At 44.9% G+C, this 15,394-nt stretch carries 13 protein-coding genes; 4 read left to right on the forward strand and 9 right to left on the reverse strand.

The window, feature by feature from the left end; genetic code table 11:
• The first annotated feature begins 147 nt into the window (after window positions 1-147).
• Window positions 148-1,380, forward strand: coding sequence for an NADP-dependent isocitrate dehydrogenase (locus tag U0033_RS12600; protein ID WP_072361034.1), 1,233 nt, complete (start codon window positions 148-150; stop codon window positions 1,378-1,380).
• 192 nt (window positions 1,381-1,572) lie between these two features.
• On the opposite strand, the gene U0033_RS12605 is transcribed toward U0033_RS12600, so the two are convergent.
• The 4 genes from U0033_RS12605 to U0033_RS12620 form a co-directional block, all read right to left on the reverse strand.
• Window positions 1,573-3,231 (reverse strand): L,D-transpeptidase family protein, encoded by a 1,659-nt coding sequence (locus tag U0033_RS12605; protein ID WP_072361031.1) that lies wholly within the window; start codon window positions 3,229-3,231, stop codon window positions 1,573-1,575.
• Window positions 3,232-3,786: 555 nt separating this feature from the next.
• Entirely contained in the window at window positions 3,787-4,002 is a 216-nt protein-coding gene (locus tag U0033_RS12610) for a hypothetical protein (RefSeq protein ID WP_072361028.1), read from the reverse strand.
• Window positions 4,003-4,150: 148 nt separating this feature from the next.
• A complete protein-coding gene (locus U0033_RS12615; RefSeq protein WP_072361025.1) occupies window positions 4,151-6,118 on the reverse strand; it encodes a putative porin in 1,968 nt (655 codons plus the stop codon).
• A gap of 60 nt (window positions 6,119-6,178) precedes the next feature.
• On the reverse strand, window positions 6,179-7,000 hold the full coding sequence (locus U0033_RS12620; protein ID WP_143150725.1) for a purine-nucleoside phosphorylase: 822 nt from the start codon (window positions 6,998-7,000) through the stop codon (window positions 6,179-6,181).
• 284 nt (window positions 7,001-7,284) lie between these two features.
• Between U0033_RS12620 and sucC the strand changes: the two genes are divergently transcribed.
• A complete protein-coding gene (gene sucC / locus U0033_RS12625; protein WP_072361021.1) occupies window positions 7,285-8,499 on the forward strand; it encodes an ADP-forming succinate--CoA ligase subunit beta in 1,215 nt (404 codons plus the stop codon).
• A gap of 297 nt (window positions 8,500-8,796) precedes the next feature.
• Window positions 8,797-9,795: a DUF4407 domain-containing protein gene (locus U0033_RS12630; protein WP_072361018.1), complete on the forward strand. Its 999-nt coding sequence runs from the start codon at window positions 8,797-8,799 to the stop codon at window positions 9,793-9,795.
• On the opposite strand, the gene U0033_RS12635 is transcribed toward U0033_RS12630, so the two are convergent.
• From U0033_RS12635 to U0033_RS12655, 5 genes are all read right to left on the reverse strand, one after another.
• Window positions 9,792-10,412, reverse strand: coding sequence for a SprT-like domain-containing protein (locus U0033_RS12635; RefSeq protein WP_072361015.1), 621 nt, complete (start codon window positions 10,410-10,412; stop codon window positions 9,792-9,794). The two genes, U0033_RS12630 and U0033_RS12635, sit on opposite strands and share 4 nt — an antisense overlap.
• Before the next feature lie 5 nt (window positions 10,413-10,417).
• Window positions 10,418-10,804: a hypothetical protein gene (locus tag U0033_RS12640; protein WP_072361012.1), complete on the reverse strand. Its 387-nt coding sequence runs from the start codon at window positions 10,802-10,804 to the stop codon at window positions 10,418-10,420.
• Window positions 10,797-11,027 carry an AtpZ/AtpI family protein gene (locus tag U0033_RS12645; RefSeq protein ID WP_072361009.1) on the reverse strand — a complete coding sequence of 77 codons (231 nt, stop codon included), beginning with the start codon at window positions 11,025-11,027 and terminating at the stop codon, window positions 10,797-10,799. The genes U0033_RS12640 and U0033_RS12645 overlap by 8 nt, the downstream gene beginning before the upstream one ends.
• A complete protein-coding gene (locus tag U0033_RS12650; protein WP_072361006.1) occupies window positions 10,984-11,430 on the reverse strand; it encodes a bactofilin family protein in 447 nt (148 codons plus the stop codon). The genes U0033_RS12645 and U0033_RS12650 overlap by 44 nt, the downstream gene beginning before the upstream one ends.
• A 165-nt stretch (window positions 11,431-11,595) precedes the next feature.
• Window positions 11,596-12,000 carry a hypothetical protein gene (locus U0033_RS12655; RefSeq protein ID WP_072361003.1) on the reverse strand — a complete coding sequence of 135 codons (405 nt, stop codon included), beginning with the start codon at window positions 11,998-12,000 and terminating at the stop codon, window positions 11,596-11,598.
• 255 nt (window positions 12,001-12,255) lie between these two features.
• Here U0033_RS12655 and porW point away from each other — a divergent pair, with 255 nt between their 5' ends.
• Window positions 12,256-15,348 carry a type IX secretion system periplasmic lipoprotein PorW/SprE gene (gene porW / locus U0033_RS12660; protein ID WP_072361000.1) on the forward strand — a complete coding sequence of 1,031 codons (3,093 nt, stop codon included), beginning with the start codon at window positions 12,256-12,258 and terminating at the stop codon, window positions 15,346-15,348.
• Window positions 15,349-15,394 lie beyond the last annotated feature (46 nt).

Here is a 15,394-nt window from a genome sequence, read left to right on the forward strand (position 1 = left end):
TGGCCCTTGGTGACTAAAGTATGATGTTGTTATTCGTGTGAATTAACTCCATTAACAACAATACCTTAAATCGAAAAACTTGTAAATTGCCCTCACTTATTGTATATTTCGCGATTACTCGTAACTATTTAAAAATCAAACCCGACAATGGCAGAAAAAATTAAAGTTGCAAATCCTGTCGTAGAACTCGATGGAGATGAGATGACCCGGATCATCTGGAAATTTATTAAGGACAAACTGATACTTCCTTATCTTGACGTTGAAATTAAATACTTCGATCTGGGCATGGAGCACCGCGATGCTACTAATGACCAGGTAACTATAGATGCCGCGAACGCGATCAGAGAAGTGGGTGTAGGTATTAAATGTGCGACCATTACTCCTGACGAGGCTCGTGTAAAAGAGTTCAATCTGAAACAGATGTGGAAATCACCAAACGGTACTATCCGTAACATCCTGGATGGTACAGTTTTCCGTGAGCCAATCGTTACTTCAAATGTTCCCCGCCTGGTGCCTAACTGGACTGCGCCTATCTGCATTGGCCGTCACGCTTTTGGCGACCAGTACCGTGCTACTGATTTCGTAGTAAAAGGCAAGGGTAAACTCACTATCAAGTTTGAAGGTGAAAATGGTGAAGTGATCGAGCATGAAGTGTACAACTTCAAAGGCGATGGCGTGGCACTGGCTATGTACAATACCGACGAATCTATCAAAGGTTTTGCACGTGCATGTTTCAACCAGGCACTGATCAAGAAATGGCCTTTGTACCTGAGTACCAAGAACACCATCCTGAAGAAATATGATGGTCGTTTCAAAGATATCTTTGAAGAAATTTATCAGCAGGAATTCAAAGCTAAATTTGATGCAGCTGGTCTGACTTATGAACACCGCCTGATCGATGACATGGTGGCTAGTGCACTGAAATGGAATGGTAACTTTGTATGGGCTTGTAAGAACTATGATGGTGACGTACAGTCTGATACTGTTGCACAAGGTTTTGGTTCACTGGGTCTGATGACTTCTACCCTGGTTACACCTGATGGTAAAGTAATGGAAGCAGAAGCTGCTCACGGTACTGTAACCCGTCACTATCGTGATCACCAGGCTGGTAAGCCAACTTCTACTAACCCGATTGCATCTATCTTTGCCTGGACTAGAGGTCTGGAATTCAGAGGTCGTCTTGATTCAAATCAGGCGCTGATTGATTTTTGTCATGCACTGGAGCAGGTTTGCGTGGAAGTTGTAGAGAGTGGAAAGATGACGAAAGATTTGGCTGTTTGTATTCACGGTAATAAAGTTGAACACGGAAAGCATTACCTTTACACTGAAGAATTCCTGACGGCATTGGATGATGCACTGAAGGTAAAACTGGGTAAATAATTAAGCCACACGTTTGCAATACTGATATGAGACAGCGTCCTTCCTTTATGGGAGGACGTTGTTACTTTAGGGGAGTTTGATGGGGCAAAAAAATGGGCTTTTACCTTCGGTAAAAACCCATTTTTTTTGAGAGCCGGTGAGCCCCTGCTGACGCAGGGGCTCACCGGAAATGCTGAAATGCAGCGAATATGATTATAATGCCATTAGTTTCCTCATTACTTTGTCTTCCCCATAAATGTCTTCATAGAACATCATCTGGCCATCTTTCCCTTCGGCAGTATAGTACCTTAAATAAATAGGGATCCCGCGGGATAGATCGATTTGCTTCTTCTGCCCTTTATCCAGCCAGGCACGCACACTATCGCGTTTAAAACGCTTATCATCTTTGATCAGGTACATGGCCAGGCTATCCCATTGCTGGATACGTACACAGCCATGGCTCATAGCGCGGTAAGCGTTCCTGAATAAACCCCTGTTGTTCGTATCGTGCAGGTATACTGCGTATTTGTTGAAGAAATTAAATTTCATAATCCCCAATGAGTTTTCCAGGCCATCCATTTGCCTGAGCACATAAGGGAAATAGTTTTTGCTGAACTTCTTCCAGGGCACGCTATCGGGGTTCACCGCATTCCCATCCCGATCTATTACTTCTAAGTTCTTCTTTGCCAGGTAATGCGGATCCTTTTGAATGGCAGGCAGCATCTCTTTGATAGAAATACTGAATGGTACGCGCCAGTAAGGGTACATCACGAAGTTGGATAAACGGGAATTCAGGAGTGGTGTACGGGTACGGGGTGCTCCAACGATTACACGTGAATCGAGTACAACCTGACCACTATCCCACACCATCATATGATAGCCCGGAATATTTACAAAGATGTAGCGGTTTGGCAATGAATCCGGCCATTTGCGCCAGCGATCCAGGTTGACAGCTGCCTGGATCATCCAGTCATGATAAGACCTGTTCATTACCTGGATAGTCTTTTTACCGGCCTGTCCATCTTCAAATAAGCAAAACTCTCTCTGGAATGCTTTCACCCCATCTCTCAGTAATGTGGTATCTGCCCCATGTCCGTTGGAAGTATCCACATGCCCTGTCTGCACCAGGCGGTTCAACACGAGTTGTTTGAATGCCGGTGTATCGGCATAAGCAGTAGGCAGTGAATCCCAGTGTAAGGATTGATATTTTGCTTTGAAATTCAGGAGCGCAGCTTTCAGGGAATGATATCCTTCGTAGGCTGGTTCCAGTTGGTGAAAGGCACCTGCAATGTTATTGGTTTTTATTGCGGTGGTGAGCATGTCTACCAGCGAGGAATCTGTGAGTACAGAATCCTGACGCAGGGTAATACTATCACGCGGCGCGATGCCATAACGGAGATGGGTAGCCATTTTCATAAAGGCATCTGTCATCATCACATCTACATCTGCCAGGAGCGCGGCATCTCTGCCGGAACCGGTGGCGGCGTGGAGTTGCTGCATAGCAGAATCCAGTGCAGCGCGGTGGTAGATCCCTGCTGGTAAACCTACTTCGTCGGCATGGTCAATGAAATACAACATAGAATCCGCAGCAGGAATCAGTTGTCCATCTACAGACCATTTGGCCTGGTTGGCTGCGAGCTGGTAAAAGTACTGTAACGCAGGTACGCTGTGCACAGGTACTTTATCTTCGAGGGCTTTATTATCAGCCGTGTAGCTTAATCGTTCACTTATTTGTTCCGGAATGACTTCTCCCAGTTCCTTTATGTCCCTCACTATTTCTCTTTTCCGGAGCTCCCGTTTCTGATGACAGGCAAACAATGCAAACGATGCTACCAGACATAGCATTATGTCCCTTACAAACTTATACTTCATTGGCGTTTTGAAACAATTAAATTAAAGGTACGTATTTGAAAATATCTTTATAGAAGTTATTGACGGGGTCGTAATAATACTACAAATTTGATGCTAACATGTGACTGTGGGTTAAGGTGAAAATGCTGATTTATTTGCAACAGTTCTTCTTGACAAATAGCGACTGTATGAATTTTAATATCGAGACAACTACTTTCATCATTTCTTCTTTAATGCATTAAAATGGATCGAACTTCTTTACAAAGGTATTATTCCTTGTTTGAATTTCAGATAAAAAATAATTGCCATCTCTGACGGATGCCAGCAGCATTGGTCAGAAATGGCAAGTGGTTTATAATAGCCTGCAACCAGGAATTAATTACTACATCAAAAGTTCCGGCTATAAGTACCCTGGCGAGTTCCCTTGCTTATAAGACAAAGAACTCACCTTACTGACTTTTTCTAAGTCAATAACAATTTAACGCGGAAACTAAGCTTGATTTATTTCATCGGAGATGGTATGGGGCAAAAAGAGTCAGGATATACTATTACTGGTAATGGTGGCGATGACGAGTGCTATTTCGCTTCGTGATTCTCTTCGATCTGATCTGCGATCGCTAACAACAAAGACATACTTGCTACTTTGGTAGCTTCTGCACGCACATGGCCATCGAGATCATGCTCGAAAAATACATCACTGCCATTCAGGTTCACTTTGAATCGGGGAGAATGCCCATTAATAGGTTGAACGGAGTACCTGTTCCTGTTGTAAACTACTGTAAATGCCTTCATAATTCAATCATTTTACAAGTAAGATAAACAAATCTTACGCCAGTTGAGCGCAGTTGTGGAAAAAAAAGAGGGCATAAACCAGCTAAAACGGTTTATGCCCTTATTTAAGTAATATATTAATTATCAATTCATTACACTGCTACTGATTTTAGTTCACGAACCACCAACGTAACCCCAGCCTGAATTGGAAGTTATTGTAAGGATAATGCGGTCCGGCGAAATTATTTGTAGCAAAAAACGTGTTTAAGTTCTCAGTTCTGATGAAAGCATTGAACGATTTGATCCGGAAATGCAGGAAAGCAGCCAGGTCAGGTGCATAATATTGAACCTTTTGGGTAGTCTGATACACAAATTGACCGATAATGGGAGAGTAATCATCTGCATTGTAAGCTGTCATGTATTTCGCTTCCACGCCCACCATCAGGTTCAGGTTATTAAACAGCCTGTTTTCGTAGGCAATACGGTGACGGGTCCAAAAGCTTGGAATATTCACCGGTGCTGTACCGTGTACCTGCTGGAAGGTCAGATCTGCATACCAGTTCCAGTGCTTCCAGGTGAACTTCTTGCTGAACATAATTTCCAGCATATTGAAGATGGCATCGGCCTGCGCACTCTTATAGTAACTACTCATATAGGTATAATTCCCGATGATGTAGTAGTTCACTGTCAGGTTGTATTTCAGCTTAGGATTGTCTGCGATGAACTGTAGTTTGGAGATATTTTCTTTGGCCAGGGTGCTGTTGTACCAGCTGTCATAGCTACTTGAAAAATACTTATAGACATACGAAGGCTCCCTGTTCACGTTTGAGAAGGCCAGTTTTACATTTCCCAGTGTTGGGTTCAGGTACCTGCTCAGCATACCGCTCACGCTGTAATCCCCGCGGTTCTCTCCTGCCATGTATAATTCACCTTTGGCCTGGAAATCCCATTGCTGGTTTTTGGTTTTATTGCGGTATTCCCCGTGAAGGGCCAGGTTGCTAAACTTAATATCCGCATCCATGAATGTGCCCGTGGTATTCTCGATCCTTGCCCCTGCTGTGATAAAGTGGGCCTGGTTGCCCCTGATCGGGAACTGTACCAGTGAGAGATCGTTGGCAATCGTTCTGAAATTATGCTGTGCCTTTACTGTATCGCCGGAATATGCCCAGCCATAGTGCGTAGTATAGAAGAACGTATCTGGTGTTGGATCCAGGTAGGCTACCTGGTCTTTATTCAGTTTGAAGGTGTATTGCACCCTGAATACCGGATCGAATTTATATACGTCCGTCGTATCGTTTACATGGATGGTATCCCCTTTTCCCCAGTCGTAGGACTGCATGAAGAGGAAGCCTGCCTGGTCGATTGAACTCTTTACCGGGATGGTGGAGTTAAAAAGACTGCTGGTGGTGCTGGCATCATTACCCAGGTTTACGTCGATGGTTTTACGCTGGCTGTAACGGGGATTTTCCAGGTCATCATCATTTTTGATACCTCCGTTTTCACCGTTTGCATACTTGTTATAGAAGTAACTGAGGGTGGCATTGTATCGCTTATCCCTGGAATTGTACCTGCCGGTTACACGATAAATGTTGTGATTCGTGGTTTGAGAACGGAAGTAGCCGGGGGCATATATCTTCTGGTACTCGAACCCGAAATTGAACCTGTCAGTACGGTTCTGGGTATGCATGACACCCAGCTGTTGTTCCTGCTGGCTACCAATCATGTAGTTCAGTTCCGTATACGGGCGGTTAGAATAGTAGATCCTTGCGTTGTCGTGATTGAAACCGTAAGGGTCAAAACTATGAAAACCCGGATCGAAGCCTGCTGTCATACGGGGTGTGAAGGCCACCGGGCGTGCCGGAGAGCCATTGTTACCCAGGTAAATGTAGTTCGCGGGCACTCTCAGAAAAGGGCCATTGAAATCGGCAATCGAGGAGTCCATTCTGTAGTCAGTGGGTTCTCCTAATCTCCGGTATGTGATGGTCAGGGTGTCCGGCGCCTGATTCTTAGAGCTGGTATCCTTCGTCGTCCTGGCGCTGCTGCCACCGCTACCCATGCTACTGAACCGGCTGGAGATCTGCGCCCTTACCTGCGACAAGGTGACCAACAATAAAAACGTAATAATAAATGACCGCATTCTATGTTTGTTTCCTGCTTCTTTTGTGCTAGCTGAAAAGTGTGCAATTTATATAAAACCTTATAACACGCTGATCAGTTCCCTGAAAATAAGTGTTAATTTCGGTTCTGCTGCGTTGGCAGCTTCAAGCACTTCTTCGTGGGTGATCACATTTTCTTCTTCACGGATACCGATATCAGTGATCACGCTCATCGCAAATACCTTCATACTGCTGTGCATGGCAACGATCACTTCGGGTACAGTACTCATGCCAACAGCATCGCCACCGATAGTAGCCATGTATTGATATTCTGCCCTTGTTTCGAAGGTGGGGCCCTGTACACCTACGTATACACCGGTATGTACAGCGATGTTATTTTTTGCAGCGATTTCTTTTGCCCTGCCGATCAATGCCCTGGAATAAGGTTCGCTCATATCCGGGAAACGGGGACCTAATTCAGCAATATTTGGGCCACGCAGCGGGTGTTCGGGCTGCAGGTTGATATGATCACGGATAATCATCAGATCGCCTACATTGAAAGCGCGGTTCATGCCACCAGCAGCGTTTGAAACCAGCAAGGTGTGTACGCCGAGGGCCTTGAATACCCTTACAGGAAAAGTTACCTGCTGCATGGTAAATCCTTCGTAATAATGAAAACGACCTGCCATAGCTACTACGGGGCGGCCATTCATTTTGCCCAGCACCAGGCGGCCACGGTGGCCTTCTACTGTCGAGGTGGGGAAATGAGGAATCTCATTGTAAGGAATTTCGATGGCTTCCGAGATTTCACCGGCCAGGTTACCCAATCCACTTCCCAGAATAATACCTACCTCGGGGGTCAGGGACCATATTTTTTTAATATAGTCTGAAGCAGCAGCTATTTGTTGTAACAGATCACTCATTTTTTGAAAATAATTATAGTTTTATGGTGCTGATCCCTGTCATGTTTTTTTAAAGGCAACAGCCATTTTGAAAACGGGCCACACGATGAATAACTAAGTGATATCCAACTAGTCATGCATTACAAGCTGACGGTAGTCAGAGATCGCTGTCAGGCCTACTGCGGTGTTTTATGCTGACGGTTACCTTTTCGACAGGGTTGCGCAAAGTTATTTTTAAATTCACAAAACACTAGGGTTTTATATTTAAATCATAATGCCCTATTTTAGCGGCAAATTTTTATCAGATGAACTTACATGAATACCAGGCTAAAGAACTGTTGAAGAAATACAATGTTCCGGTACAGGAAGGGATTCCGGTTGATACTCCGGAAGCGGCGGCTGAAGCGTACAAACAATTGAAGGTACAGTATGGTAATGAGTTTGCAGTGGTGAAGGCACAAATACATGCCGGTGGACGCGGTAAAGGTACCATTCGTGGTAAAGACCAGCGTGGTGTTGCTGTTGGTAAAAATGCGGAAGATGTTAAAACAATTGCCGGAAACATCCTTGGCGGCGTACTGGTAACCATCCAGACCGGAGAGGCCGGCAAACTGGTAAATAAAGTGCTGGTTGCTCAGGACGTGTATTATCCTGGTCCAAACCCCGTTAAAGAATTATACCTTTCTATCCTGCTGGATCGTGCAAAAGGTCAGAACGTAATCATGTACTCCACTGAAGGTGGTATGGACATTGAAGAGGTTGCTCACAAAACTCCTGAGAAAATTTTCAAGGAGTGGGTACAGCCTAACATGCAGCTGCAGGGTTTCCAGGCTAGAAAAATCGCTTTCAACTTTGGTCTGAGCGGTGAAGCATTCAAGAACATGGTGAAGTTTGTAACTAACCTGTACAATGCTTACGTAGGGCTGGATGCAAGCATGCTGGAAATCAACCCGCTGTTCAAAACCAGTGATGAAAAGATCATTGCAGTTGACTGTAAACTGAACCTGGATGACAACGCACTGATGCGTCATGCTGATCTGGAAGCACTGCGTGATATTTCTGAAGAAGATCCTACAGAAGTAGAAGCAGGTAAATACAACCTGAACTTCGTGAAACTGGATGGTAACGTAGGTTGTATGGTGAATGGTGCTGGTCTGGCTATGGCTACCATGGATATGATCAAGCTGAGTGGTGGTGAACCTGCAAACTTCCTGGACGTAGGAGGTACTGCAAATGCAACTACAGTAGAAGCTGGTTTCCGTATCATCCTGAAAGATCCTAAAGTAAAGGCGATCCTGATCAATATCTTCGGTGGTATCGTTCGTTGTGATCGTGTTGCACAGGGTGTGATCGATGCTTACAAATCAATTGGAAATATCAGTGTTCCTATCATCGTTCGTCTGCAGGGTACAAACGCTGAAGAAGCGAAGAAACTGATCGAAGAAAGTGGTTTGACTGTGCAGTCTGCTATCTTGCTGAGTGAAGCTGCGGCGCTGGTGAACAAAGCAGTAAGTGCTTAATCTAAATAATGACTAAATAATAATAGAAAACGAAGCCCTGGGTGAAAGCCCGGGGTTTTGTTTTCTATTATTATTTAGTCATACCAAAATGAAAGCCCGTTCTTATAGGACGGGCTTTCATTTTGATAGCATGGTCGCGCGGGCGGCAATGCACAAGGTGATCACATTTTTCGGGGCAATCATCACATTTTAAAACTATCTTCATTTATAACCCCTACCTTTATTATCCATCCTCATATTACCTGAAACCCCACAGGTACAATCATCATTTATTATTTATTAAATCCAGTCAAAACAATGAAACGCATTGGCGATTTCTTCCTGTTCTGCTCAGGTGCACACGTGCCTTTACTCCGCCGTGCACCTACGGAAACCAACAAATACGGGGGTATTGGGGCTACTATTTTCTTCACCGGTTTACTGGCAGCCTTTTCCGGCGGCTATGCCCTCTGGTGTGTATTCGGTCAGTTATGGTCTACTTTATTATTCGGTGCCATCTGGGGACTCATGATCTTCAACCTGGACAGGTACATTGTATCCGGCATGAAAAAACGCAACAAATTCAGTAATGAATTTTTAATTGCACTTCCCAGGATCATCCTTGCCATCCTGATTGCCATTGTCATCTCAAAACCGCTGGAACTGCAGGTCTTCGGCAAAGAGATCAAACAGGAACTCATTATCATGGAGCAGCAGGTGTTTAAAACCCAGGAAGACAATGTACTCTCCCGCTATCGGCAACGCATGAATGAACTGAACGGGGAAATTGCAATCCTTGAAAAGGGGATTCAGACACAGGCCCTGCGCAGGGATACTTTGCAAAAAGTTGCCCGTGAAGAAGCGGATGGTACCGGTGGCTCCAAAGTCAAAAACCTGGGTCCTATTTACAAAGCAAAGAAAGCAGATGCTGACAGTGCAGAAACAGCATTACAAAAGCTCTCCGCTGAAAACGGCGTACTCATTGCCAGCAAAAGAAAAGAACTGGCAGGTATTGATTCTACTTTCAAAGCTACTGTTGCGCAACTTGACAGAACACACATTGACGGCCTCGCTTCTCAACTGGATGCATTAGGGCATCTTACCCAAAAAAGTACGCCTGTATGGTGGGCCAACTGGTTTATTACTATTCTTTTTATCACCATCGAAACGGCGCCGGTATTTGTAAAACTCATCTCTGCCCGCGGACCATACGATGATCTGCTGGAAGCACATGAACATGCATTTATTATTTACAGGAAAGAAAAAATTGAAAAGAGAGAAAGGGAGTATGACAGCAGGATGATGGTGGTACGCTAAGCAGCGATAATTTCCACCTCGTAAACGGGGCTAAACAGGTACATTCTTTTGGTAGCTACTTCTTCACAACGGTAGCGTTTTCTTACTTTTTCGCCTTTCCGGAATATTCTTCCATCCTTTGTTTTGAATAATTGATCCAGCGGCAACTGCTCTACCAGGTAATGATTCTCCTTACGGCGGTCATACCTGGTCAGCACCCGCATCAGGTTATCATCGGCACACGAGCTGGCGGCAGGATTCTGGATACTCTGCCGCAGGGCCGCCTCTACATCAGGTGGCAAATACCCCTTACCCACAAACTGTTTCAGGATATTGGAAAACTGGCTCTTCCACTCTTTTCCATGCGATGCCACCCGGTTACTATGTACATTAAAAGTAGTCAGGTGCGCCATTTCATGCAATAAAGTGATGAGAAATGCGTATTTGTTGAGGTTACCATTGATACTAATGCGATGCCCACCCCGTGAATCAGGATGACGATAATCGCCCAGGATACTGGCCCTTTCGCGGGTAATAGTCAGGTGAACTTTGAATTCCTGGATATAAGCAAGTACCTGCTCAAAAGTTCCTTCGGGCAGGTAAGCTGCTAAAGCCTGTAAAGGATGTTCCTGCTTCACGACGGCTATTTTTTTCTTTTGGTCAGCTGCTGCAGGCTAAGGGTTTCTATGACCGTATAGGCTACATACAGGAACATGAGTATAAAAATAGTCTCTTTGCTGGTATGGGCGCGGTTCAGTACTACATATACTGTAATACCCACCAGGCATAGCATCATTTTGCTAAGAGTGGAACCATAAACCCTGCGCACGAATGCATTGTTATCGGCAGATTGGATGCCTTTGCGGTTCATGCTGTAAGAGAGTCCGGTAATAACGGCTAACGCCAGGTTGCCAATGAGCAGTACATGCTGATGCACTCCCTTCTCCAGCAACCGGGCATTGAAATAAATAAGCGCGCCGTTCAATATGATAAAAAGGCCTATAAGCCTATAGTAAAACCTGTCAGTCATTCCTGCGGGTGTCTTTGATGATTTGCCATAAAATTACCGCTAAAGCCAGTAAAGAAAAAATGATCATGAAAACAGGGATACGCCATCCTGTTCGCTGGTCAAGTTTATAACCGGCAAATACGGCCAATCCAAGGGAAGCCATCATCTGAAATGCAAGTCCTGCGTAGCGATAGAGCTGATTAGGCTTCTTCGAGGACTTTTTCGGTTGCAACGGATTTTCCATGCTTTTCTTTCTGGTTTGCTGCTGCTACCTCTTCAGGTTCCATGTAGCAACGGCCGTTGAATTTAGCAGTTGGTTCCATTTCAAAATGAGAGGTGTAAAGGTCTCCTTTCACCAGTGCATTACCTTTCAGGAAGAGCAGGTCTTCTACTTTGATAATACCTGTTACTTTTCCGATAATGTCTGCACTATTGCAAACGAGATCCCCGATAATTTCGCCTTCAGGTCCTACTACGATCTTAGCTTTTGTAGAAACCAGGCCTTTTACCTGACCGTCGATGCGGATATCCCCCTCGCATACGATGTCTCCCTGAATAGTGGTACCACTGCCAATAATGTTTACATTGGAAGTAGGCATTACTGTTTTGCTCTCGCTTCTTGTGTTGCGGTTGTTGTTGCTAAACATAGGATTTAGGTTTTTCAGCTTTTAACTGATTGTAAGATAGTATTATTTATTTGCGTTTTACTAGTGCCTGCAAATCACATCTTTTAAGAAGTTATTCACATTATCCCCTAACGGTTGTAGTGTCCCATTGCGTATAAGGATGCCCTAATTTTTTAGTCTTCTACTTTAATAAGTACTGTTATCTACTTTAGGCACTTTCAGCGTGGTAGTATCCAGTTTGCTGGTTGAAAAGTCTCCACCAATCACCTGTTTAATATCGTCCAGGTATTTATCACGCGCATTGATAGCGGTTTCTAAAGAGTCTGTGCGCATCTTGAGCCGGATAAACTCACGACGTTGTTTCAGATCTCCATAACCTGGAATATAATAACGTAAAGGCGTAAATACAACTGTGGCTACGGTAATGGTTACCAGTAATACGAACAATGTGCTTAAAGCCACATACACACTCATCCGGGAGAGTTTGAATGAAGTTACCTCTTCATAGGTATTGTCGTTCATAATCACCAGACGGTACTTGTTGCCGACCTGTCCTACATTTCTGCCTTTTTTATCGCGCTTGTTAGCCATATCCGCTATAGAACTTGATATAATTTCTGATAATCAACCGGCTAAAGTTAAACATTTATATTATTTACTATGCAAAAAATTGCAATTTGCCTGAAAACCGGGAGTAATGGTCTGGCTCGCTGAAGGAAGGGAATCGTTTGTATTCCGAACTATCATTCGCCCCTGCCCTTGTGGAAAAAATAATTATCCTATCTTTAAAAATAAAATTCCTAACATCTTAGTTATATATAGTTCAGCCTATACACCCTGGCATCCATGAATATTTGCAGATCATTTTATAAACATATATCATACCCCGGCCTGGTATTAGTCCTCATATACGGAACTAGTCTGCAAAAAGCTCAGGCTCAGCGCAGGGATAGCACGAACGTGAATTCGCGCACTACCACCCGGAATCCCCAGGCTCAGACACAGTCTCAGACCAAGACGATTCCAAGACCACTGGGCCCCAGACCAGATGACAGGCATCCTCCCTCAGAAGACCTGGCTAAGAAGAAATGGACCATCAAACGCAAACTGGTACAAAATACCATTTCGCGTTATAACTACTATTTCAATGCGAAGAAGAAACTGCGCCTCGTCACTCACAACGTGAGCCGTACCGGCCAGGACAACTATAATTACCTCCTCCCCTTCTATCCTTACAGCGCAGCGAACCAGGGCATCAGCAAAGGTGACCTCGACTCTGTCATTGAAAAGGCCTCTATCAACATCCAGATCCATGACCCCCGCAGTAAATGGATGGATGACAGCTACCTGCTGATCGGTAAAGCCTATTTCTTTGAAGGTGAATGGGATAAGGCCAGCCGTACCTTCAACTTTATCAATACTACTTACCTTCCTAAAAAGAAGAATGAGAATAAAGGGGTGGTAGGCTCTGTCGAAAAAGACCAGATCAGCGTAGCTTCCCGCGAAAAGCGTAAACCACCTATTGGCTGGTTCAAGCACCCCTACGCCAGAAACGATGCCTTTGTGTGGAACGCCAAAACCAAAATTGAAGAAAATAATTACGACGAGGCCCGCTCCATTATTAATGTACTCGACCAGGACCCTTACTTCCCCAAACGACTGGATGGTGAACTGGCCGAAGTAAAAGCTTATAGCCTGTACAAACAGGGGAAGTTTTCAGAAGCCATCGAACCCCTGCAAATAGCGGAACACAAAAAGGGGAACAGGGATGAAAAAGCACGTATGGCATACATCCTGGGTCAGTTATATACCAATTATAACAAACCTGATTCCGCCATCGCCATGTATTATCATGTGATCAAAACCAAGCCTGACCAGATGATGGAATTCCAGGCAAGGATTGCGATCAATAAGCTGAAAGCCACTATGCCAGGCGGTTCCCTGGAACAAAGCCTTGCTACCCTGCAGAAAATGGCGAAGCGGGAGAAATACCAGAACTTCCGTGATGCGATTTATTATACCATGGCCCAGCTGGTAGCCCCGACCGACAAGGAAGCAGCTCTTGGCTACCTGCGTCAGTCACTGAAAGCAGGCGCCCTCAGTACCAATACTATGCAAAAGGCACTCACCTACAAGATGATTGCCGATATTTATTATGACCAGCGTACTTATCGCTCTGCCAAAAGCTTCTACGACAGCACCGCTGCTGTGATGCCACCGGAGTTCCAGGATTCCGCGGTCGTGAATAAACGTAAAAGGGTACTCTCTGATGTAGCGGTAAAAATTGAGGCCATTCAGCTGCAGGACAGCTTGCAGCGTATTGCAGCCATGAATGAGAGTGACAGGAAGATATTCTTAACGAAACTGGCCGTGCAGATCCGCAGGGATGCCGAAGAAAAGGCGAAGAAAGCCAAAGCTGATTCTGCGGCAGCGATGGCTGAAGCAATGGCTGGTGGCAATGCTAACAATCCTTTCAGCAATAACGGCATCAATACAAAAACAGGACAGAAATCAGACCAGGGTGACTGGTACTTTTATAATACTGCCAGCAAGGCATCTGGTTTCCAGGAGTTTAAACGTAAATGGGGGAACCGGGGGAACGCGGATAACTGGCGACGTAGCCAGAATAGTATTGCCGCTGTGAAAGAAAATACAGAACCTGTGGATGAAAACGGTAATCCTATTGGGGAAGGGCAGACGAAAAAGAAATCAACTCCGGCTGACAGCACCACTGCCGAAAGCCTGGCCGCCAACCTGCCACTGACCCCTGATGACCTGTTGAAATCCAATATCATCGCTGAAGAGGCCTTCTATGACCTGGGTAAACTATACAGCGATGGCCTGGATAATTTAGACCGGGGTATTGAAACTTACGATACTTTATTAAACAGGTATCCGCATCACCCGAACAAGACGGAGGTGATCTACTCCCTGTATATCTGGCATAATAAACTGAACCATACTGCATTAGCTAACAGTTACCGGCAGCAGATCATGAGCAATTATGGAGATTCCAAGTTTGCCAGCATTATTCGTTTCGGTGGTCTGAAGGATGAGAATATCGGTAAAAAGACAGAGATCACTTCAGCATATGAGCATGTATATGGCGCATACCTGGATTGCAACTACGAAACTGCCCTGCGCATGAAGAAGGAAGCCGATTCTACCTTCGGTCTCAACTTCATGCAGCCGAAATTTGACCTGCTGGAAGCCATGATCATTGCGAAGATGGATACCTGTGAGTTTGGTAAACAGCCGCTGACTGCGGTCATGAATAAATATCAGAATGATGAGGGCGTATATCTCAGGTCCAAAGAGCTGCTGGAAGCACTGGATAACCGGCCAGCACTGGTGGTATACCTCTCCATGCTGGAAATAGAAAGAAAACCGGAAGCACCGCTGCTGGATGAGGATATAAGCATGATTTACCCATGGCAGCGACCACATCCTGAGCTGAACCAGGCCGAGTTGAAAACAGCAACCGCCGATTCTATCAAACTGGCTGCTGACAATGCAAAACTGAAAATTGCACCATTGCCTCCGCCTATGAAGACGAAGGTGATTTACAAACTGGTGGCAGATGCCCCTCATTTTGTAGTGATGTCATTTAATAAACTGACTAAGGCTGCGGTGGATAAATCTGTAGAGCAGTTTAACAAATACAACAAGGAACATCACCCTGACCTGAAGATCCAGGTAGGCAGTTATGTAATGAGTCAGACAGAGGTATTACTGATATTCAGGCTCTTCCAGAATGAGGACAGGGCGCTGGACTACTTTGATGAGATCAGGATGGGTGCACAGAAGATCCTGCCGGAAATGCGGCCTTCAGATTATTTCATGTTCATTATTTCCAGGGACAATTTCATTCTTATGAATACCCGGAAAGACCTGGAGGGGTATAAAAAGTTCTTCGGAGACAACTATATTACAGAGTAAAAAGGGGCACATATCAAGCTACCCGGGAAATCGCTTTTGCCTTTGG

Origin of the sequence: Chitinophaga sancti (genome assembly GCF_034424315.1) — a bacterium.
Lineage (GTDB): Bacteria > Bacteroidota > Bacteroidia > Chitinophagales > Chitinophagaceae > Chitinophaga > Chitinophaga sancti.